19 protein-coding genes are annotated in these 21,725 nt (G+C 71.4%); 15 read left to right on the plus strand and 4 right to left on the minus strand.

Annotation, left to right across the window (positions count from 1 at the left end; genetic code table 11):
* The first annotated feature begins 51 nt into the window (after positions 1-51).
* Both Pla163_RS13385 and Pla163_RS13390 read left to right on the plus strand, forming a co-directional pair.
* The gene (locus Pla163_RS13385; protein WP_145189291.1) at positions 52-1,059 is read left to right on the plus strand and encodes a sugar phosphate isomerase/epimerase family protein; all 1,008 of its coding nucleotides are present in this window, start codon (positions 52-54) and stop codon (positions 1,057-1,059) included.
* Between the two features lie 92 nt (positions 1,060-1,151).
* On the plus strand, positions 1,152-2,561 hold the full coding sequence (locus Pla163_RS13390) for an alginate export family protein (protein ID WP_145189294.1): 1,410 nt from the start codon (positions 1,152-1,154) through the stop codon (positions 2,559-2,561).
* 34 nt (positions 2,562-2,595) lie between these two features.
* Here Pla163_RS13390 and Pla163_RS13395 read toward each other — a convergent pair whose 3' ends face one another.
* On the minus strand, positions 2,596-3,318 hold the full coding sequence (locus Pla163_RS13395; RefSeq protein WP_145189297.1) for an FHA domain-containing protein: 723 nt from the start codon (positions 3,316-3,318) through the stop codon (positions 2,596-2,598).
* 103 nt (positions 3,319-3,421) lie between these two features.
* On the opposite strand from Pla163_RS13395, the gene Pla163_RS13400 reads away from it, so the two are divergent.
* The 5 genes from Pla163_RS13400 (at position 3,422) to Pla163_RS13420 (ending at position 9,384) form a co-directional block, all read left to right on the plus strand.
* Entirely contained in the window at positions 3,422-4,336 is a 915-nt protein-coding gene (locus tag Pla163_RS13400; RefSeq protein ID WP_145189302.1) for an ABC transporter ATP-binding protein, read from the plus strand.
* Positions 4,333-5,484: a hypothetical protein gene (locus tag Pla163_RS13405; protein ID WP_145189305.1), complete on the plus strand. Its 1,152-nt coding sequence runs from the start codon at positions 4,333-4,335 to the stop codon at positions 5,482-5,484. Before Pla163_RS13400 ends, Pla163_RS13405 begins: the two co-directional genes overlap by 4 nt.
* Positions 5,484-6,098 (plus strand): hypothetical protein, encoded by a 615-nt coding sequence (locus Pla163_RS13410; protein ID WP_145189308.1) that lies wholly within the window; start codon positions 5,484-5,486, stop codon positions 6,096-6,098. Before Pla163_RS13405 ends, Pla163_RS13410 begins: the two co-directional genes overlap by 1 nt.
* A gap of 265 nt (positions 6,099-6,363) precedes the next feature.
* Positions 6,364-8,754, plus strand: a complete 2,391-nt coding sequence (locus Pla163_RS13415) for a poly(ethylene terephthalate) hydrolase family protein (protein ID WP_145189311.1) — start codon at positions 6,364-6,366, stop codon at positions 8,752-8,754.
* A 45-nt stretch (positions 8,755-8,799) separates the two neighbouring features.
* Positions 8,800-9,384 (plus strand): hypothetical protein, encoded by a 585-nt coding sequence (locus Pla163_RS13420; RefSeq protein WP_145189314.1) that lies wholly within the window; start codon positions 8,800-8,802, stop codon positions 9,382-9,384.
* Between the two features lie 197 nt (positions 9,385-9,581).
* Here Pla163_RS13420 and hemB read toward each other — a convergent pair whose 3' ends face one another.
* On the minus strand, positions 9,582-10,562 hold the full coding sequence (hemB, locus tag Pla163_RS13425) for a porphobilinogen synthase (protein ID WP_145189317.1): 981 nt from the start codon (positions 10,560-10,562) through the stop codon (positions 9,582-9,584).
* A 103-nt stretch (positions 10,563-10,665) separates the two neighbouring features.
* Between hemB and Pla163_RS13430 the strand changes: the two genes are divergently transcribed.
* From Pla163_RS13430 to Pla163_RS13455, 6 genes are all read left to right on the plus strand, one after another.
* Positions 10,666-11,448, plus strand: a complete 783-nt coding sequence (locus tag Pla163_RS13430) for a DedA family protein (RefSeq protein ID WP_145189320.1) — start codon at positions 10,666-10,668, stop codon at positions 11,446-11,448.
* A gap of 354 nt (positions 11,449-11,802) precedes the next feature.
* Complete coding sequence (locus tag Pla163_RS13435) at positions 11,803-13,899, plus strand: sodium-translocating pyrophosphatase (protein WP_145189323.1); 2,097 nt, start codon at positions 11,803-11,805, stop codon at positions 13,897-13,899.
* Between the two features lie 186 nt (positions 13,900-14,085).
* Positions 14,086-14,535: a ribosome silencing factor gene (gene rsfS / locus Pla163_RS13440; protein WP_419185928.1), complete on the plus strand. Its 450-nt coding sequence runs from the start codon at positions 14,086-14,088 to the stop codon at positions 14,533-14,535.
* 19 nt (positions 14,536-14,554) lie between these two features.
* On the plus strand, positions 14,555-16,027 hold the full coding sequence (locus Pla163_RS13445) for a cyanophycinase (protein WP_145189329.1): 1,473 nt from the start codon (positions 14,555-14,557) through the stop codon (positions 16,025-16,027).
* A gap of 237 nt (positions 16,028-16,264) precedes the next feature.
* Positions 16,265-16,987: a DUF4097 family beta strand repeat-containing protein gene (locus tag Pla163_RS13450; protein ID WP_145189332.1), complete on the plus strand. Its 723-nt coding sequence runs from the start codon at positions 16,265-16,267 to the stop codon at positions 16,985-16,987.
* A gap of 324 nt (positions 16,988-17,311) precedes the next feature.
* Positions 17,312-18,745 carry a nitroreductase family protein gene (locus Pla163_RS13455; protein WP_419185929.1) on the plus strand — a complete coding sequence of 478 codons (1,434 nt, stop codon included), beginning with the start codon at positions 17,312-17,314 and terminating at the stop codon, positions 18,743-18,745.
* Between the two features lie 757 nt (positions 18,746-19,502).
* Here Pla163_RS13455 and Pla163_RS13460 read toward each other — a convergent pair.
* Positions 19,503-20,006, minus strand: coding sequence for an FKBP-type peptidyl-prolyl cis-trans isomerase (locus tag Pla163_RS13460; RefSeq protein WP_145189338.1), 504 nt, complete (start codon positions 20,004-20,006; stop codon positions 19,503-19,505).
* 325 nt (positions 20,007-20,331) lie between these two features.
* Here Pla163_RS13460 and rpsN point away from each other — a divergent pair, with 325 nt between their 5' ends.
* The gene (rpsN, locus tag Pla163_RS13465; protein WP_145189342.1) at positions 20,332-20,637 is read left to right on the plus strand and encodes a 30S ribosomal protein S14; all 306 of its coding nucleotides are present in this window, start codon (positions 20,332-20,334) and stop codon (positions 20,635-20,637) included.
* 100 nt (positions 20,638-20,737) lie between these two features.
* Positions 20,738-20,995 carry a type B 50S ribosomal protein L31 gene (locus Pla163_RS13470; protein ID WP_145189345.1) on the plus strand — a complete coding sequence of 86 codons (258 nt, stop codon included), beginning with the start codon at positions 20,738-20,740 and terminating at the stop codon, positions 20,993-20,995.
* Between the two features lie 207 nt (positions 20,996-21,202).
* Here the strand turns inward: Pla163_RS13470 and Pla163_RS13475 are convergent, their stop codons facing one another.
* Positions 21,203-21,673: an SMI1/KNR4 family protein gene (locus Pla163_RS13475; RefSeq protein WP_145189348.1), complete on the minus strand. Its 471-nt coding sequence runs from the start codon at positions 21,671-21,673 to the stop codon at positions 21,203-21,205.
* Positions 21,674-21,725: the final 52 nt, after the last annotated feature.

The raw sequence follows: 21,725 nt of genomic DNA on the forward strand, positions 1-21,725 counted from the left end.
GGCAGGTGGCAGATTCGTGCCTGACGCCGTACCGACAATCCACACGAGACCATGAAGTCGCGACGCCAGATCCTCAAGCTCTCCGCCCACCTCGCGGCACTCCCGATCGCCACCGCGGCGCTCGGGGACGCGAACCACGCCGACCCCACGAACATGACGAACTCGCAGAGCGCGCCGACCGACGACGAAGAGCACCCGCCGCCGTTCGAGATCTCGCTCGCCCAGTGGTCGCTGCACCGCACGCTGCGCTCCGGCGAACTCACGCACCTTCGTTTCGCGCCCTTCGCCCGGTCGAAGTTCGACATCGCGGCCGTCGAGTACGTCAGCACGTTCTTCGAGCGCGGCGCGACGGACTTCAGCTACCTCGAGGACGTGCGGCGCGCGGCCGACGACGCGGGCGTTCGCAGCCTGTTGATCATGGTCGACGGCGAAGGACGACTCGGAGCGGAGGACGCCGGCGAACGACGCCAGGCCGTCCAACGCCACTTCAAGTGGCTGGCCGCGGCGCGCCTGCTCGGCTGTCACTCCATTCGCGTCAACGCCGCCGGTTCCGGACCGCGCGACGAGCACAGCCAGCGCGCCGCCGAGTCCCTGCACCACCTGTGCGAAGTGGCCGACGAGTACGCCCTCAGCGTGATCGTCGAGAACCACGGGGGCCCCTCGTCCGACGGCGCGTGGCTGGCCGAGACGATTCGCCGCGCGGACCACCCGCGCTGCGGCACGCTGCCCGACTTCGGCAACTTCCTCGTCAGCCGCACCGAGCGCGACGACGGCGGCTTCGACGACGTGTGGTACGACCGCTACCGGGGCGTCGAGGAACTGATGCCCTACGCCAAGGCCGTCAGCGCGAAGTCCCACGACTTCGACGAGAACGGCACGGAGACGCGCACGGACTTCGAGCGGATGCTGCGGATCGTTCTCGACGCCGGGTACCACGGTTTCGTCGGCATCGAGTACGAAGGTCAGCGCCTGTCCGAGGTCGACGGCATCGAGGCCACGCAGCGTCTGCTCGAACGGGTCCGATCCGGCCTCGCGACGGCGCGCCCCGACGGACGCTGACACACTGGCGGACGCTGATCCACCGACGGACGCTGAGACACCGGCGCGACCTCAGGCACCAGTTCACCCCCCCCAAGCTCCCTCCCCACCCCATGCTCGCTCTTCGATTCCACCGCGCCGCCGCGTGCGGCCTCGTGCTCCTCGTCCCGCTGCCGGTGGTCCACGCCCAGGGCGAAGCCGCGAACGACGCGTCCCGTCCGTCCTTCGCCTTCCTGCGCCAGGACGAGGACTGGTCGGACTTCGACGGACCGTACCTGCACTGGAGCGACGAACTGAAGAACATGCGCACGTCGCCCTACGTGCGCGTCACGGTCGGCGGATCGCTGCGCGCGCGCTACGAGCGCTTCACCGGCTTCGACTTCGGGCCGCCGGCCCCGGCGGACGACACCGACGGCTATCTGCTGACGCGCGCGTTCGTGCACGCGGACCTCTCGATCGACGACGACCAGCGACTGTTCGCCGAGATCAAGACCGCGCAGGCCACGGACCGTTCGCTGCCCGGCGGCCGGCGCGGCGTCGACATCGACACGCTCGACCTGCAGCAGTTCTTCTACGAGCTCGACTGGTCCGGCGCCGGCGGCGACTTCGAACTGCGACTCGGGCGGCAGATGCTGTCGTTCGGCGCGCAACGGCTCGTCAGCCCGCTGCCCTGGGGCAACGCGCTGCGCACCTGGGACGGCGGCGCCCTCACGTGGTCGAACGACGAGCTCGAGGTGACGGGCTTCTACACCCAGTTCGTCCCGGTCATGAAGACCGACTTCAACGAGGCCGATCCGCAGAACGCCCTGTGGGGTCTGTACGCCACGCGCCGCCCGCAGGAGGACACGCTGGGCACGGACCTGTACCTGCTGGGGAGCGAACGGGACCCGCGGACGTTCAACGGCACGACGGGCGAGGACCAACGCCTGACCATCGGACTGCGTCTGTTCGGCGACCTGGGTTCGGGCTTCGACCTGGACGTCGAGACCGCGATGCAGACGGGCGAGGTCGGGGACGCCGACGTGGACGCCTCGATGTTCGCGCTTGAGGTCGGACACCGCTCCGAACCCGGTGCGATGCGCCTGTTCGCCGGACTCGACGTGGCGACCGGCGACGACGCGAGCGGTGGCGACGTCGAGACGTTCGACCCCCTCTTCCCGCTCGGCCACGCCTACCTCGGCCAGGCCGACGCCGTGGGTCGGTCCAACGTGGTCGCGCTCTCGATCGGTGCCGAACAGCGCTTCGACCAGAACTGGAGCGGTCGCGCCGCGCTCTACGGGTTCCGCCTCGCGGACGACGACGACGCGCTGTACGACGCGGGCGGCAGGCCGATCATCGCGGGCGGTTCCGCGACCTCGAACACCGTCGGCTACGAACTCGACCTGCGCGCGACCTACACCGTCGACGCGCGCACGAGCTTCGAAGCGGGCTACAGCTACTTCCTGGGCGGGGACGCGCTGGAAGAGGCCGGCCGGGACGAGAACGAGACGTTCTTCTACCTGCAGGCCTCGACGCGCCTTTAGTGGCGCGCGCGGCCGCTCGAGTGGCGCACGGCCCTCAGCTCACCAGCACGTAGGCACCGAAAGCCAGCGCGCCGGCGAAGGCGAGGACCCCCACGTACGTCAGGGCCTGGATCCAGGCGGGCTGTTGCGTCAGCTCGCCGCGGACCAGACCCGAGCGGGCCTGGGACTCCTCGGCCAGGAACTGCGCCGAGCGCACCTGGGCCTGGGAGAGGCCCGAGCGCTCGCCGGCGGGCGCTGCGGCCTTGGCTGCAGCTTTGGAAGCGGTCGACCCGACCTGGATCTCCGCCGGTTCCTCGAACTCGAACCCGCCCGAGTCGTCGGCGGGCGAATCGTCGGCGGGCGGGTCGTTGCGCTGCGCGGGCGCGCGCCGGGGCGCAGCGGCCGCGGCCTGCGGGGCAGGCGGCGCCGGCCCGTCGAGATCGAACTCGAAGTCGTCCTCGATCACGTCGCCGGCGGGTGCGGCCGCCCCGGAAGCTGGGGCCTCGACCCGCAGCGGGAACTCGCCCAGGAGCAGCTCGAGGCCCGGGGTCAGCTCGACCTCGGCGACGCGCTCGCCGCCCGCGAAGAGGCCGTTGCGACTCCCGGCGTCGACGCAGAACCAGCGCTCGCCGCGGCGTTCGATGCGCGCGTGGACGCGACTGACCGAACCGTGGACCACCACCAGCTCGCAGGCGGGCAGTCGACCGATGCGCGCACCGTCGTCGAGCTGGACGGGACGCCCAGCACCGGGGCCTTCGGTCGGGACGAGTCGGATCATCGCGCGGGAGGATAGCCGATCGCGCGGGCGTGGCGCGCTCGCGGACCCCGCGCCCGCCCCGGCTCGGTTGACGTAGCCCACCGGCGCAGCGTGAAGTGATCGCGTGACCGAGCCCGTCCGCAGTCCGGCCCTCGTGGCCAGCGGCGTCGCGCGCGACTTCCGCAGCGGATTCTGGCTGCGGTCGCGGCGCGTCCTCGGACCGTTCGACCTCGCCGTCGAGCCGGGTCGCGCCGTGGGCCTGATGGGTCCGAACGGTTCGGGGAAGAGCACGTTCCTGCGCCTGGCCGCCGGCGTCGACCGACCCAGTGCCGGCTCGGTGCGCGTGCTCGGACTGGATCCCGCGAGCGCAGCGGGGCGCGCGCGCACGGGACTTCTGCCCGACGGCTTCCCCTTCCCCGGTGAGTTGAACGGGCGCGAAGTCCTCGACCTGGTCGCGCGCCTGCGCGGCGTGCGGTCCGAGAGCGCGCGCGAACGTCGCGCCCTCGTCGACGGGTGGATCGAGCGCGTCGGACTGACCGCCGCGGGTCGCCGCGCGACGCGCCGCTATTCGACCGGCATGAAACGGCGTCTCGCGCTGGCCTGCGCGTTGATCCACGAACCGGCGGTCCTGTTGCTCGACGAGCCCGGCGCCGGTCTCGACGCCGAGGGCTTCGAGGTCCTGGCCGCGGCGCTCGACGAACGGCTCGGCGCCGGCACCGCCGTCGTGCTCTGTTCGCACCACGGCAGCGAGCTGTTCCGCCACTGCGACCGGATCGCCGTCCTGATCGACGGGACCAGCGCCTGGGAAGGACCGGCCGCGGAACTGGCGCGACGGGCGTCGGCGATCGAGGTGGAGATCGAGTTCGACGGGGCCGACGCGAACGGGGACGACTCACGATCCACCGACTCACGGTCCACCGGCGAACGGCTCGCCGAGGCCGCGAGCGCGACGGGTGGTCGACTGGTCGCGACGCGCCCGTCCTCCGCGTCGACGGCGCGGCTGTTCGCGGACCTCGCACGCGCCCGGGACCGAGCGTGAGTTCGCACCGGTCGAGTTCGCGGCGCGCGTGCACGGCGGCACTGGCCGTCGCCGGACTCGCGTTCCGGCGCACGGCGCGCGTCGCGTGGCTCGCCATCCCGGCGGCGCTCGTTCCGCGCTGGGTCGAGCGCGACGCGTCCGTGACCGACGCGACGCTGTGGGGCACCGGATCGATGGCCCGGAGCGTGGGCGGCGCGGCCTTCGACGCGAGCTTCGCCTACGCCACCGCGTTCGCAGCGCTGGGCGTGATCGCGCTGTGCGCCCACGCCGGGCGCCTGCGCGAGGAAGAAGCCGACGGCTTGGCGCAGACACCGGTCGCGCGCGGCACGACGGCGTTCGCGACCTGGTGCGGTGGCGGCGCGGCCCTGGTACTCGCGCTCCTGTGCGCGTCGACGGCGGCCTGGGCCGGTGGCGCGCGCGTCGGAGCGGAACACGTGGCCCTGCGCCAGATCACGTCCGCGCCGCTCAACCTGTTGGGCGAGACCGACGCGCGGTCGCTGAGCGTGGCGGGCGAGGAACTGCGCGGTGCGACACGACTGCGCGCGCGGCTGGTCACGCTCCCCGATCGCGGCCCGGTCGTGTACGCGTCCTTCCGGGTGGATCGAACGCGCTACGAGGGTGCCGCGGTGAACGGCGTCGCGCTGCACGACGACCCCGCGACCCGACGCACCGAAGGCACGGTCTGGGCCAATCGAACGCTCGAGGTCGACCTCCCGTCCGGGACCGGTGACGTCAGGGTGACACTCGCGCGACTCGGCACGGGCGCGGGCCTGACGCTCGAGCGCGACGGACTCACGGCGCTCGGGCCCGTTCGGACGGGGCTCGACGCGGAACTCGCGCTGGCCTTCGCTGCGGCGTCGGCCCTGCTCGCGGCTGCAGCGCTCGTGCTGGCCCTGCGCCCCTACCTGTCGACCGCGTTCTCGGTCGCGATCGCCGCTTCGATCTGGCTCGGCGCGCTGTCCGGCGCCCCCGCGCTCGCCGCCTGGCCCGGCGCCGACCTCGGACGTCGGCTCGAACTCGTGGGGACCGGCGTCGCGCCACGGCTGGTGGACGATCCGACGACGCTCGCCGTGGCCGCGGCGATCGTCCTCGTGTCCCTCGTCGTCGCAGCCCGCGCACCGCGCACCGCGCGCGAGGTGGGAGCGTGATGCGCGTGCGTGCGACGGTCGTCCTGGTGCCGCTGTGCGGAGTCGTCCTCGTGACGCTCGGTTGGCTCGGCGGTGCAGGTAGCGAACGCACCGCGCGCGGCGGCTCGTCGCTCGTCGGGCCGATCGCGGGCGTGGCGGCGAGCGTGCAGTGGGTGCGGGCGCATCACGAGCTGCGCAACGGTCGCGACGCGCGCGGCTTCGCCCTGGCCGAGACGGCGCTGGCCCTCGACCCCGGCGCGACGAACGGTTGGAGCCTGCTCGTCGACCATCAGCTGCGCGCCCTGGGCAGCCACCTGCGCGAGCCGGATCCCGATCGCCGCCGCGCGTGGATCGAGAGCGCCCTCTCGACCGCCGAGCGGGGACTGGTTGCCGCGCGCGATCCGGCTCGTCTGGCGGTCGACACCGCCGTCGGGCTGTGGATCCTGGCCGAGGCCGACGACGTGCCCACCTGGCCGGGTGGACGGGCCGGCCTCGTGGCGGAGGCGCGCGCGTGGTTCGAGCGGGCGCGCGACCTCGGCAGCCCCGCCGCCGCCGACTTCCTGCGGCTCGTGGACGAGGAGGCGGTGAGCGGAGCTGCGGACGGCGTCGAGCCGCACCCGGGCCCGGGCGGCTGAGCGGGGCCCCTCCCTCCCCACCGCTCGATGGCGCCTGCGCGGGGCGCCGCAGGGAACCCAGGGCTCCGCCGCCCGTCCCGATCCCTGCCGAAATGCCCCCGACCCGTGCCGGGGCAACCGGATCTACCCCAGGTGGATGCCGCGAAAGCCCTTTGCACCGGTGCTCGCGAACGGTTGCCAGCCGCCGGGCACGGGTAGTCTTCGCCTGGGCGGCGCGCCCGTCGCAGCCGCCCTCACGCCCACCCATCCCCAGCGTCCGTCGCCCATGTCCACCCCCCGCGCGCCCCAGCTCGGCTGGCTGCTCCGTACCCTCCGTCCTGGCGTCGTCGCCGCGAGTGTCCTCGCGATCGCCTCCGCGCCGGCCCTCGGCCAGACCAGTGAGCTCGCGCTCGACACCGAGGAAACCGTCCAGATCGGACCGGGGACCGCGACCGTGGCCACCCTGACCGGCGCGCAGAACGCCTTCGCCCTGCTGGCCCTCGACGTGGATCCGGGACCGACGCTCCTGGGTGGCGACCTGGTGCCGCTGGGACTGACCCCTGCCCTGACGCTCCTGCCCTTCGGCGCCACGAACGGCGCGGGCGTCGCGAGCTGGGTCCTGCCGATCCCGGCCGACCCGTCCTTCGTCGGCGCGCAGTTCTACTTCGGCGGCGCCGTCGCGGACATCGCCGCCCCCGGTGGACTGGCCCTCTCGAACGGAGCGTCGCTCGAAGTCGTCGACGTCCCGACGACGCGCGGCGTCGAACTGGGCGGCCGCGCGCTCAACGCGGCTCCCGGCTTCACGCCCCAGGTGGTGTTCCAGACCGGACAGCCGATCAGCGTCGCCGTCGACGCCTTCCGACAGCCGTACGTGGCCGGCAAGCAGGTCGACGTGTACCTCGTCGAGGCGCGGTCGGCCGCGGAGTGGGCGTCGTCGGCCGTCCTCGTCGACGCGAGCAGCGACGGTCCCGAGACCTTCCGTCCGCGGACGACGCGCTTCTCGAGCAACCACATCGTGATCGAGCCCGGCGCGCTGCCCGGGTCCACGGGTGAAGAACTCGGCGCCGCCTACGACGTGGTCGTCGACACGAACCGCAACGGGCTGCTCGACGACGGTGACCTGATCGACGGCCTCGGCGACGAGGTCGGTCTGTACATCGTGCCCGAGATCGGCGCGCCGGGGCCCTACGCGGTGACGAGCACCCTCTACAACGGTCCGACGCAGTGGCTGCGCTCGAAGGTCTACTGGCCGAGCAACATCGCCAGCCTGTCGAACCTCCCGTTCGTCCAGATCAGCCACGGCAACGGCCACAACTACCAGTGGTACGACCACCTCGGCGAGCACCTGGCGTCCTGGGGCTTCGTCGTGTCGAGCCACCGCAACAACACGGTGCCCGGCGTCCAGTCCGCGGCCACCACGATCATCGACAACCTCGACCACTTCTTCGGGTCGCTGGCCGCGATCTCGCCGGCGCTCGTCGGCAAGGTCGACAACACCCGGATCGGGATGATCGGACACAGCCGCGGCGGCGAGGGCGTCTCGATCGCCTACCACCGCCTGTTCGTCGGAACGGTCACGCCCGCGAACTACGACATCAGCGGCATCAAGATCGTCTCGGCGATCGCGCCGACGTACTTCGAAGGTTCCTCCAGCACGCCCGACACGATCCACGACGGGTCCTACCACCTGTGGGTGGGCGGCGCGGACGCGGACGTCAACGGCTGCACGTCGTCCGCCGCGCCGGCCGTCATGGGCCACTACGGTTGGGCGCTCGGCGAGCGCAGCATGATCAACGTGCAAGGTGCCGGTCACGGTGCCTTCCACGACGGCGGCGGCAGCACGGTCTCGAGCGGACCGTGCCTGCTGAGTCGCACCGACGTGCACAGCATCATGCGCCCCCACGCCCTGGCGCTGTTCTCCCACTACCTCAAGGACGATCCGGCCGCCGAGGAGTTCCTGTGGCGCGAGTGGACCGACCTGCGGCCGCTGGGCGTGACCTCGAGTTCGTGCGCGGTCGTGACGGTGGTGCACACGTCGAACGACGCGTCGACGAGCCTGATCGTCGACGACTTCGAGTCGCAAGGGTCGCTCTTCGTCGCCTCGAGCGGCGCGGCGGTGGACTTCACCGTCGGCAACGTGTCCGAAGGTGAACTGACCGACAACGACAACTTCACCCAGTCCATCGGCAGCGAGCCGTTCAACGCGTTCACCCACGGACGCGGCGGCGAGCCCACCAACGGCGCGGTCTTCAGCTTCGGCGGCGGCGCGAGTCAGTACTTCCGCTACGAAATTCCGATCGGCATGCGCGACGTGTCCGCCTACGACCAGATCGCATTCATGCTCGCGCAGCAGTCGCGTGACACGAACACGGTGTCGTTGGGTGACGAACTGCGCTTCAGCCTGCGTCTGATCGACGGCAACGGCCGCGGCAAGACGCTCGGTGTCGACGGCTACGGCGACGGGATCGGCCAGCCGTACCAGCGCGGTGGCTGCGGCACGGGTACCGGCTGGGCCTCGGAATTCGAGTCGTTCCGCCTGCCGTTGGTCGACTTCCTGCGCGACGACACGCTGATCGACCTCACCGACGTGCAGTACATCACGTTCCTCTTCGGCTCCGCCAACGGCAGCGCGTCCGGACGGGTCGCGATCGACCAGGTCGAGTTCACCCTGCGCTGATTCGCCCTCCGCCGATCCCAACCTCCAACGCGCCCCCAACCAACCATGCAACGCTTCACCGTCGCCGCGCTGGCCCTCGTGGCCTCCGCCGCTCTCGCGACCCTCGCGGTCGCACTCCGCCCGACTCCCACCGCCGCCCCCGCGACGCTCGAGGTGATCGAGCGCGTCCCCTTCTCGCTCGCGTCGCCCGCCACGCACTGGTTCCGCGCGGAGCAACCCTCCTTCGCGGCCGGTGAACTGGTCGTCGTGCGCTCGAACGGTCCCGACCTGACCCTGATGGGTGTCGCGACCCCGGTGCTCTACTGCGGCGCCGAGACGGCCCAGCAGCTGAACATCGGTTCGAGCGGCTACGTCGTGTGCGTCGTGCCCTTCGCGGCCGACGCCGACCGCGTGGACGGCAGCGGGCCCTGGTTCCTCGGGGCGCCGGAACTGCCCGAGCGCGTCACGCTCGCGACGGCGCGTGCCGAGTACGCGGGCGCACTCGATCGCGGTGCGCGTCGCCAACCGGTCGAGCCCCGCGCGCGCGTCGAACTGGCCGACGAGATCGCCCTGAGCGCACTGGCGGCCGACCTCGTCGAACGCTTCGTCGAGGGCGAGGCCGACACCGTGCGCGCCCTGCGCGGCGAGTGACCGGTTCGTCGAGTGACCAGTGCGGTGGGACGTCGCCGCGCGAGCGGTGACTCCACTGCTGCGATCGACACCATCGCGATCGACACCATCGCGATCGACGGCGATGGAAGCGAACGAGCGCAGCGCTGTGAGGCGCTGCGCTCGTTCTGCATGGATGGGCGCCCGGGCGCGGGCGAAGCCCGGAGCGCGCGCCGTGATCAGCCGGCCGCCGGACCGAACCAACCGGCCGCCTTCTCCGCCCAGTAGGTCAGGATCAGGTCCGCACCGGCGCGACGGATCGCGATCAGGCTCTCGGTGACGGCCGCGCGCTCGTCGAGCCAGCCGCGCCCGATCGCCGCGGCGAGCATCGCGTACTCGCCGGAGACCTGATAGGCGGCGATCGGCAGCGACGTGGCGGCGCGCAGTTCGGCGATGACGTCCAGGTACGCACCGGCGGGTTTGACCATCAGGACGTCGGCGCCCTCGGCCTCGTCGAGTCGCGCTTCGATCAACGCCTCGCGGCGATTGCGCGGGTCCATCTGGTAGGTCTTCTTGTCGCCCGCGCGCGGCGCCGAATCGAGCGCGGCGCGGAACGGACCGTAGTAGGCCGACGCGTACTTGGCCGTGTAGGCGAGGATCGAGACGTCCGTGAAGCCGGCGCCGTCCAACTCGTCGCGGATCGCTGCCACGCGTCCGTCCATCATGTCACTGGGCGCCACCACGTCGGCTCCGGCCCGCGCGTGCATCAGCGCCTGGGCCGCGAGGATCTCGAGCGTCTCGTCGTTGAGCACGCGCCCGTCGTCCGCCACGAGCCCGTCGTGTCCGTCGCTCGAGTACGGGTCGAGCGCCACGTCCGTCACGACCACCAGCTCGGGGAAGCGCTCCTTCAGCGCCTGGACCGCGCGCGGCACCAGTCCATCGGGGCGCAGGCACTCGGCCGCGTCGCGCGTCTTGAGCGACTCGTCGACCGCGGGGAACAGGGCCACGGCACCGACCCCGACCGCGAGCAGGCGCTCTGCGGTCCGAACGAGTCCGTCGAGATCGAGCCGCGACCGACCCGGCAGCGCATCGATCGGACGGTCGCCGCTCCCGGCGTGGACGAAGAGCGGTTGGACGAAACGCGCCGGGCCGAGATCGGTCTCGGCCGCCACTTCGCGGTGGAAGGGTGCGCGTCGGTTGCGGCGGGGTCGCTGTCTCATGGCGCGTCTTTCGTAGCACGCACCCTCCCGACTTGCGTCCGATCGTCGGACCCTTTCGCCTCGGTGCGGGCGACGGCTCGGGCCGGTTGGTAGGCTCCCGCCCGTGGAGGCACTGCTCGACCTGACCGGATTCGCCGAGGGCTTCGTCGCCAACCACACCTACGTCGGGGCGTTCCTGGTGCTCGTCCTGTGCGGATTCGGCTTCCCGATCCCCGAGGAGGTCACGATCGTCGGCTCGGGCATCCTGCTCCACAAGGGCGTCGTCGACCCCTGGCTGATCGGCGCGGCGTGCTTCGCCGGGGTGCTCGTGGGCGACGCGGTCCCCTACACCGTCGGTCGCCTGTGGGGCGATCAGGCGTTCGACCACCGCTGGATCAGGCGCGTGCTCCACAAGCGCCGGATGGAGCGGATGGAAGCGCGGATGCGGCGCCATCTCAGCCTCGGCGTCTTCACCTGCCGCTTCTTCCCCGGGCTGCGCTGGCCCGGCTACTTCATCGCCGGACACCTCAAGATGCCGGTCTGGAAGTGGCTGGCGCTCGACGCCACCGGGGCGGCGATCATCGTCCCGATCGGCCTCTACCTGGGGGTCCTGTTCGGAGCGAACACCGAGAAGCTCGCCCACCGGGTCGAGGACCTGAACCTGGTCCTGGCCTTCGCCGCCTTCGCGATCCTGGTCACGGTGGTGGTGCGCAGCCGCGTGCTGCGCGCCCGGGCGAAGGCCGAGGCCGAGACCGCGCGCGAGGAAGCCGGTGCAGCCGCCGAGCTCGCCGCCTCGGCCTCGGAGCGATCGGCCGCACAGCCCCCCCCGCCCGCCGCGCCGGACCCCGAGACGCCTCCGCAGGCTCCTGGGAGCCCTGGCGAGCCCGCCCGGGACGCCACGACCTAGGGCCCGGTCCGCCGGTCGATCCGCGTCCACTGGGAGGCTCGGCCCGGGAGAGCGGGGCCGTTCCCGCCGCGTTCGGCCGCCCCGTCCGCGCTCGTGCGCCCGCGTCCGACCGCCCCTCGGTCCGACTCCCTCGGGGGCCACAACCGGGGCCCGTGCTTCAACCGGGAGCGGCCGACCCGTATCCTCTTCGCCCTCGAACGCCGTCGAGTCCGCTCGGACGGCCCGTCGGGACCGCGACCGGTCCCGCACCTTCGAGACGGTCAACGAACCCACGTCCACTTCGAGACCGCCCACTGGCCGCACGGCCCGGGCCGGTCCCAATCCCCCACTCGAGGCCACCGCGGCCGCCCACCGATGAACCCCCTCTACCTCGCCGTCGGCGCAGCCGCTGTCGCGCTCGTCTTCGCGTTCGTCCTGTTCGGCAAGATCATGCGTCAGGACGCCGGCACCGCGAAGATGCAGGCCATCTCGAAGCAGGTGCAGGACGGCGCGGCCGCGTTCCTGCGCGCCGAGTACAAGTGGCTGTCGGTCTTCGTGGTCGTGGTCGGTGCCGTCATCGCGATCTTCCTGCACGAGAAGACCGCCATCGCGTTCGTCGCGGGCGCGCTCGCTTCGGGTCTCGCCGGCTACATCGGCATGCACACCGCGACGCGCGCGGCCGTGCGCACGACCCAGGCCGCGACCAAGGGCCTCGCTCCGGCTCTCGGTGTCGCGTTCAGCTCGGGCGCCGTCATGGGCATGTGCGTCGTCGGCCTGGCGCTGATGGGCGTCGCGATCTTCACGCTCGTCTACGGCACGTCGACGGGCTACACCGCCGTCGAGATCGACCAGATCCTGGGCTTCAGCTTCGGCGCTTCGTCGATCGCGCTCTTCGCGCGCGTCGGCGGCGGCATCTTCACCAAGGCCGCCGACGTCGGCGCCGACCTGGTGGGCAAGGTGGAAGCGGGCATCCCCGAGGACGACCCCCGCAACCCGGGCACCATCGCCGACAACGTCGGTGACAACGTGGGCGACGTGGCCGGCATGGGCGCCGACCTCTTCGAGTCCTACGCCGGTTCGATCATCGCCACGATGGCGCTCGGCGCAGCCCTCTTCAGCGGCAGCCCGGCCATGGTGCTGCTGCCCCTGGTGATCGCCGCCATCGGCATCGTCGGCTCGATCATCGGCACCTTCTTCGTGAAGGCGAACAACGAGCACGCGCTGCACTCGGCCCTCTTCCGCGGTCTCGTGGTCGCCTCGGTCATCGTCGTCGCCGGCGCCTACGCCACGACCTCGGGAATGCTCAGCTTCATCGGCCTCGAGTTCCCCGCGGAAGTCATGGTCCCCGGACACGCCGGTGCCGTCGCCCTGAACCCGATGGCCGCCTTCTGGGCGATCGTCGCGGGTCTGCTCGTCGGCATCGTCGTCGGCAAGCTGACCGAGTACTACACGGGCTCGGGCACCAAGCCGGTCCTCAACATCGCCAAGCAGTCGCAGACCGGTTCGGCCACGAACATCATCCACGGACTCGCGACCGGCATGGAGTCGGTGGCGCTGCCGGTGCTGACGATCGTCGCCGGCATCTACGTCGCCTTCAACTACGGCAACCCGCTCGAGAGCGGTGCGGTCGAAGGCGGTGTGTACGGCGTCGCGATCGCGGCGGTCGGCATGCTCTCGACCCTCGGCATCTCGCTCGGCGTCGACGCCTACGGCCCGGTGGCCGACAACGCGGGTGGTCTGGCCGAGATGGCCGACCTTCCGGCCGAAGTGCGCGAGCGCACCGACGCGCTCGACGCGGTGGGCAACACCACTGCCGCCATCGGCAAGGGCTTCGCGATCGGTTCGGCCGCGCTGACCGCCCTCGCGCTGTTCAGCACGTTCAGCACCGTGGCCAAGGCGCGCCAGGAAGGCTTCAACCTCGACATCACCAACACCGAGGTGATGATCGGTCTTCTGATCGGCGGCATGCTGCCGTTCCTGTTCAGCGCCATGACCATGCGCGCGGTCGGCAACGCCGCGAACAAGATGGTCGAGGAGATTCGCCGTCAGTTCCGCGAAATCCCCGGCCTCTTGGAAGGCAAGGCCGAGCCGGACGCCGCGCGCTGTGTCGAGATCTCGACCGCCGGTTCGCTGCAGCAGATGATCCTTCCGGGCGTGCTCGCGATCGGCGCTCCGATCGCGATCGGCTTCTGGTCGGTCAGCGCCCTCGGTGGTCTGCTCGCCGGCGCCCTCGTCACGGGCGTCATGATGGCCATCTTCATGTCCAACGCAGGCGGTGCCTGGGACAACGCGAAGAAGTACATCGAGACCTCCGGCGAGTTCGGTGGCAAGGGCTCGGAAGCCCACCACGCCGCCGTCACGGGCGACACGGTCGGTGACCCCTTCAAGGACACCTCCGGCCCCTCGCTCAACATCCTCATCAAGCTCATGACGGTGGTGGGACTCGTGTTCCTGCCCCTCTTCCTGGGCTGATCCCACGTCGATCGGGGTGCCCGGCACCCCGCGACAACCGCTCCGCCCCTTCCCCGGGGCGATCGGCGGTCCACGGGCACACGAACCGGGCGGGCGGATCCCATGGGATCCGTCCGCCCGTCCGCGTGCCGAGGCGCGGCTCGAACCTCGCCACTACACGGCCGCCCACGAGCGGCTAAGCTTCCGATGGACACCCTCTCGAACCCCACCACACCCGCCACGATCAGCCAAAAGGAGGCCAGGATCGAAACCAAGGAGCTGGCCGCCATCGCGGCCCAACTCGTCGAGGCGAAACGCGCCGAGGACGTCGAAGTCATCGAGGTCGCCGACCAACTGAAGGTCGCCGACTACTTCGTCATCGCCACCGGCACGAGCCGCGCCCACGTCAAGGCCCTCTTCGACGAGCTGCACGTCCGCCTCAAGGCGGCGGGGCACCGCCACCTCCCCGCGGAGGGCACGGAGCTCGGCTGGTGGATCGTCCTGGACTACGGCGACGTGGTCGTGCACCTCCTGCAGCCCCAGGCGCGCGAGTTCTACGACCTCGAGCGTCTCTACGGCGACTGCCCGCGCCTGGACTGGCGCAGCGTCGACGTGAAGCTGCCGGGCGAACTGTCCGAGCAGGGGCCGCTCGCTTGAGCGAGACCTGCTGGACCCGATGAGGGCCGCACCGGACCGATCGACGCGAGCGCGTCGGGCGCTGGCAGCGCTCGACGCGCTCGTGCCGTTCACGCTCGTGCTGTTCGCGCTCGTGTTCGTGGATCGCGGTCCACTGCGCGATGGCGACGATGCGCCGCGCGGGCTGGTCGTGGCCGAGGGCGGCGGCAGCGCCTCGGCACCCTGGGCGGAGATCGCGACGCGGCGCATGGTCGCCCACGCCCGCGAACGCATGGGTCTCGGCGACGACGCGGCCTGTCGCGTCGCGATCCTGGGCGGCGAGAGTCGCCGGATGCGCGAACACTTCGAAGCCGCGGGCGCGGACGAGGTCCTCGAACTGGGCTTCGCTGCGACCGACAAGGAACGCGAGCAGCTGGCCACCACCCACGTGGTCTGGATGGTCGGCGGCGACCAGAGTCGGTACGTCGAGTCCTGGAACGGCACACCGGTCGAAGCGCACATGGAACGGCTGTGGCTCGACGGCGGCGCGATCGGCGGCAGCAGTGCGGGCTGTGCCGTGCTCGGCCGCTGGGTCTACGACGCAGCAGTGGGTTCGCTCGACGAACGGGAGGCCCTGTCGAACGGAGCCCACGCGGAACTGACGCTGCGCGACGACTTCCTCGCTCTCGTGCCCGGGGTGCTGTTCGACACGCACTTCACCGAGCGCGGACGTCTGGCGCGACTCGCGACGATGTTCACGCACCTTTGGGCTCGCGACGAGACACTCCTCGCGATCGGGATGGACGACCGCACGGCCCTTCTGGTCGACGGAGCGAGCGGGCGCGCCGAAGTGATCGGCGACGGTTCCGCGACGGTGCTGTTCGCGGACGAGCGGACCCGGGCGAAGAAGCCGCGCGACGGACGCCCTCCCGAGCTCTCGAGCGCGTGCTGCGAGATCCTCCTGGCGGGCCATGTGTTCGACCTGCGCGAACGGCGCGTCGTCGCGCGACCCGACGGAATGCGGATCGAGTTCGAGCCGGCGCCCGCGTTCGAGATCGCGTCCGACCTCGAGCCCGTGCCCGGGAACGACGATGGATCGGCCGAGCTCGGCGATCTGGTCGTCGTCGCCGCGGACGCGGACGCATTGATCGAGGGCCGACTCACGACGCGCCCCGGCACAGGCCGAATCGCCGGCGCGATCGTCGTCCCACGCGCCTTCTCGGACCCGCGTCTCGACGAGGTCCGTGTGGGCGGCGGCCTCTTCGCGCTCGCCGGCGCGCCGGGCCGCCTCGTGCTGTGGCTCGACGACTCGATCGCTCTCGAGCGCACGGGGCGCTCGCGTCTCGCCGTCCGCGCGGCCGGCGACGAGCCCCTGCGCTCGCTGATGGTCCTGGACGGTCGAGCGATCACGGCGGTGGGCTTCTCGACCGCCGCCGCGAGGAACGACGCGAGCGGCGAGCTCGGGCGACAGTCCGTGGCGCTCGAGGGGGGTCGACTCTGGCTCGTGCCGCCCGGCGCGGCGTTCACTCCGTGAGGGACGAGCCGTAGAGGCCCGGGCGAGATCGGCGACGACCGAGCTGCTCGCGGGAACCGTCCCGGGTTCTGAGGCGTACCACGCGCGGGTGCACGCCGCTGGCGACCGAGTCCGGTCCGGCGCGCGCGGCACCGCTCGCCTCCCCCCGCTTCCGTCGGCTCGTCGTCTTCGGCTCCTCCGTCTCTCGCTCCTCGTCTCCGGGTTCGTCGCTCGGCACGCAGTCACGCAGTCTTCCCCATGCGCACGACCGTCCTTCTGCCCGTCCTCGCCCTCGTTCCGTCCCTCGGCCTCGGCGGTTGCTCGATCCACTGGAACGACCACCGCAGCCATCCGTTCGCGCGCACGGTCGAGTTCCAGCTGACCGCGGACGAGGTCCGCGACCTCTCGATCTCGGGAGACCTCACCGACGTGGAGGTCCGAGGCGGCTCGCCGCAACCGGTCGTCGTGGCGAAGATCCGCGAACGACACGAAGGAGTCGGCACCGTCGCGCTGGTGGACGGCCGCTTGTCCTACCGCGACCTTACGGGTCGCGAGGGCGAGGGCTTCATGGAGCACGTCACGGTCTGGCTCCCGGCCGAGGTCTCCTCGCTCCGCGTCGACGTGTCGCACGGCGACGTGTGGATCGTGGACGTGGACGCGACCGGCCCGCTGAAGATCCTGTCCGGACTGGGCGACATCGAGCTGGAGAACGTGAGCGCGGGCGGTGGCATCGACGCGTGGACCGGTCTGGGCGACGTCGACGTGAGCGGCGTGAACGGAAGCCTGCGCGTGGAGACCAAGTTGGGCGACGTGACGGTGCACCGCCTGCGCGGACCCTCCGCCGACATCCGCACCGGACTGGGCGACATCGAGCTCGTCGCGCTCGACGTGCAGGTCCTCGACTACGCCACGAAGATGGGCGACGTGCACTCCGAACGCATCGGCGACTCCGTCCCGCAGTCCGCGCCGACCTACCAGTAGAGTCCCCTCGGTCGTGCCCGCAGGAGCTCGCCCCACCGTGGAACGCGTCCCCTCGGACCGGCGACACGGTCGCTGCCGGGTCCGGACGGGACGCGACGGCGGCCAGTGAATCGGTGGGCGCTGGTCGGTGGGCGCTGGTCGGTGACAGCTGATCGGTGACCCCTGGTCGGTGGGCGCGCGCAGCCGCCCCTGCGGGATACACTCGAAGCGTCACGCGCCATGCCGCAGTCCAACGAAGAAGCGAGTCGCCCGAGTCGGGAGGGTGCGACTCCCCCCGCGGCCGCACCGGTGCCGACTCCCGCGCGCTCCGATGCGCGCTCGGCCGTGCCGAAGGGAGCAGGTCCCAAGGACGCGGACCCGGGCGTGCCGGTGATCGACGTCCCCGCCCTCGACTTCTGGGACACGCTCTACGGTCGGCGCTCGATCCGCCGCTTCTCGGACGAACCGGTCGCGCGCGAGCTGATCGACCAGGTGATCCACGCCGGCATCTGGGCGCCGAGCTCGTGCAACTACCAGATGTGGGATCTGGTGCCGGTGGACGATCCTGTGATCAACGCGCGACTGACCGAGCTGTCGACGCAGATGGGCAACGCGCCGGTGAACGTGATCGTCAGCTACGGCAGCGGCTACTCGACCGAGCACTGGGCCGGCATCCAGTCCGCGAGCGCACTGGTCCAGAACATGAGTCTCGCCGCGCACGCGCTCGGACTCGGTTCGTTCTGGATCACGCAGTTGGGTGACGCGGACGAGGTGCGGCGCGTCGTCGGACTGCCGCCCGATCGTTTCGTCGTCGCCGTGCTCGCGATCGGCTTCCCGAAGATCGTTCCGAAGTCCGGACCGAAGCGGCGGCCGCTCGACGCGGTGCGCCACTGGAACCACTACGGCGGACGGCCGATCCCCTCCACCGCCGATCCCGAGGCCTGGCACGAGGACGACCTGTCCGTGTACCAGCGCGCGCGCGTCCTGAACGGACTGCGGCACAACAAGCCACGCGCCTGGGAGATGGCGGCGATCGACGCGGCGCTCGACCGTTTCGTGGACGCGGGGCGCGAGAAGCCAGAGACGCGCGGCGACCACGTCGGCCGTTGGCTCGAGGTCCTGCCGTGCACCGGCATCGTCGCCGAGCACACCGCCCAGGCGCGCCCGGCGTTCCGCTTCGACGTGCTCGAACGCACGCCGGAGGTCGGTCAGTTCGTCGTCGGGCGTCTGTGGACGCGCGGCGAGTTCCGTCAGTGGCCGCACGCAGGAGGACCGGAACTCGAGCGCGGCGTCTACGCCCACGCTTCGTGCTTCTTCCGGCTCGAAGGGCTGCCGAAGGCCCAGCGCGCGGAGCTGATGCTGCGGCTGTTCGACGCGCTCGAACCCGGCGGCGATCTGGTGCTCGGCTACGTGTCGTCGCGCTCGCTGCACGACGCGATCGAGTGGATCCGCAGCCGCGGCAAGGGGCCGAAGGGCGTCGAGTACGTGCTGTCGCCCGATCCGAACATCGGTCCGTTCGCGTCGCTCGGTCCGAACGAGGCCGAGAGCCTGGCGCGCGCCGCGGGCTTCGAGGTCGGCGGCCGCCTCGCGCGCCTGGTCCTGCCGGCGAAGGGCGAGCTGGCTTTCCGCACGCGCAACTTCGGACGCGCCGGCGCGCTCGTGCGCGGGCTGTTCGACGTGCTGCGCCCGCTCGAGAACCTGCCCGGCCTCGGTCGCCTGCTCGGGCGCCTGCAGTTCGTGCGCCTCGTGAAACCGAAGAGCGCGCCCCGCACCGGTTGACGGTGCGACGCGCGCTCGTCGAACGTCACCCGTCGGACGCCGTTCCTTCGATCGTGCCTCGACCGCGCGACCCCGTGGCGCCGACTCGAGCCACGGCGCTGGTGCCCGCCCGGGCGACGCACAGGCGGCGCCAGCCGTTGGGCCAGCAGCAAGCACGGGCCGGGCGGGACGGTCGCGCAGACCCGTCTCGTGCCGCAGCAGCGCTTCGCGCTGCTCAATCGAAGCTCAGTGCTGGTGCCCGCCCGGGCGGCGCACAGGCGGCGCCAGCCGTTGGGCCAGCAGCAAGCACGGGCCGGGCGGGATGGTCGCGCAGACCCGTCTCGTGTCGCAGCAGCGCTTCGCGCTGCTCAATCGAAGCTCAGTGCTGGTGCCCGCCCGGGCGATGCGCCAACGGCGCCAGCCGTTGGGCCAACAGCAAGCACGGGCCGGGCGGGACGGTCGCGCAGGACAGCTCCATGCCGCAGCAGCGCTTCGCGCTGCTCAATCGAAGCTCAGTGCTGGTGCCCGCCCGGGCGATGCACAGGCGGCGCCAGCCGTTGGGCCAACAGCAAGCACGGGCCGGGCGGGACGGTCGCGCAGGACAGCTCCATGCCGCAGCAGCGCTTCGCGCTGCTCAATCGAAGCTCAGTGCTGGTGCCCGCCCGGGCGATGCGCCAACGGCGCCAGCCGTTGGGCCAACAGCAAGCACGGGCCGGGCGGGACGATCGCGCAGGACAGCTCCATGCCGCAGCAGCGCTTCGCGCTGCAGCTCTCATGCTCAGTGCTGGTGCCCGCCCGGACCGTGCGCGTGCCCATGCTGCTTCTCTTCCTCGGTGGCGTGGCGGATGCCGTAGACGTAGACCTCGAAGTGCAGGGTCTGGCCCGCGAGCGGGTGGTTCTTGTCCACCTTGACCTCGTCGCCGTCGGCCTCGTGGACGCGGACCTGGATCGGCAGGCCGTCCGGGGTCTGGCCGTGGAAGACCGCTCCCTTGACCACCTCGGCCTCCGGGGGGAAGGCCGAGCGCGGGATGGTCTCGAGGGCCTCCTCGGTCCACTCCCCGTAGCCGTCGGCCGGAGCCACGTCGACCTTGCGCGTCTCGCCCCGCACGGCCCCCATGAGCGCGTCGTCGAGGCCCTTGACGATGTTCCCGACGCCCGCGAGGTAGACCAGGGGCTTCTTCTGCCCCTTGTTCGTGTCGAGGACCTGGCCGGCGTCGTCCGTCAGGGTGTAGTAGATGGCGACGGCGTGGCCGGCCGCGATGGCTTGGGGCGTGGAGGGCATGGGAAAGCGGTCCAGGAGGGGGTTGTGGAGCGCGGCATGCTACCGGGCCCGGTGGCCTGGGGCCCGGAAAACCGGGCGCCTCGGCCTCGACGGGCCGGGGACGGCTCGGCATACTCTTCGGCTCGCAACTGCGAAGCGCTGGCCCGCGGACCGTTCCCGCCCCCTCGGGCGGTGCTCCGAAGCGGTGTCCACGGACGCCATCGGTCGCGAGTCCCACGGGGCGTCCACGCCCCTCGATCGACCACCCAAGCCCGGCCCCTTTCGCCGCCGCGCCCCACGACCGGGCGCCGCGACGGACCCGTGGCCCCCTGAAGGAACGAACACCGTGGCCAAGAAGAGCCTGATCGCCAAAGAAGAGCACCGTCGCCGCAAGGTGGAACTCGCCGCCGACCGGCGCGCCGAACTCACCAAGATCATCCGCGATCCCGAAGCGGACATCGACGACAAGGATGCCGCGTACCTCAAGCTGGCGAAGTTGGGCAACAACTCGTCCAAGGTCCGCCTCCACCTGCGCTGTGCCATCACCGGCCGTTCGCGCGGCAACTACCGTCGCTTCGGCATCTGCCGGAACAAGTTCCGCGAGCTCGCGCTGCTCGGACAGATCCCCGGGGTCCGCAAGGCTTCCTGGTAGTCCACTCCTCGAGCACGACCACGAGTGATCCGCTCGGCGCTCGGCCGGACGGCACCCACCAACCAGCGACGGGACCCTCCCCCGCCAGACCATCAAGGCCATGAAGAAAGACATCCACCCCGACTACCGCACGGTCGTCTTCAAGGACGTCTCCTCGGACACCAACTTCCTCACGCGCTCGTGCATCCGGACCACGGACACGATCACGCTGGAGGACGGCAACGAGTACCCGCTCTACAAGATCAACGTGTCGAGCGCGTCGCACCCGTTCTACACCGGCCAGAAGATGCTGGTCGATACCGCGGGCCGCGTCGAGAAGTTCCGTCAGCGCTACAAGAAGGGCGCGAAGAAGGACTGATCGCGATGGGTCGGGCGTGAAGGCCTGATCGAAGCCGTTCCCCGCCCGAGTCGGTCGATCGATCGGTCGCGGGACGTTCGGTCTTGGAAGGCCGGACTCCGAAGGCCGGACTCCGAACAGGCGCCAGCACACACACGAGAGGCCGCTTCGACGTGGACGTCGAAGCGGCCTCTCGGCGTGGGCGGTCGCTCGTCGCCGAAGCGCTCGTCAGGCGGCGGCCGTGAGATCGAGCTCGGCCTCGAGCCACTCGATGAACGAGCTGAACTGCGGTCGCAGGTCGGTCAGGTTCGTCTCGGGGTCGAGGGTCGGGTCCCACAGGACCACGGGCGGTTCGGCCACGCCCGTGCGCAGGTCGAAGCAGAACAGGTCCCCCGCTCCGTCGGCGGCGAAGGCGACCACGTCGGCGGGCAGGCCGCAGCCGTGGCGCGGACTGCGCCAGCGCAGGTTGACCTCGATCAGGTTCGCCGCGTCGTCCGCGTGGGAGGCGAGGCGTAGGACGGTCACGCCCGACAGGCCGCGGCCCCCCATCACCCGTTGGAAGTCGAGGAAGCTCTCGGGCAGGCAGCGTCCGAGCGCGCGCTCGGCGCTGGCCAGATCGACCTCGGTGGGAGCGGCCATGAGCGGATCCGGAACGCTGACGCGCACGGAACGGGCGAGGACCTGTCGCGGGGAGTACATGGCTCTTCTTGTCGGACGGTCCCGCGCAGCGCCTGAGGCCGTGACGCACCGC

Source organism: Rohdeia mirabilis, assembly GCA_007750655.1.
In the GTDB taxonomy this organism is placed as follows: domain Bacteria; phylum Planctomycetota; class UBA1135; order UBA1135.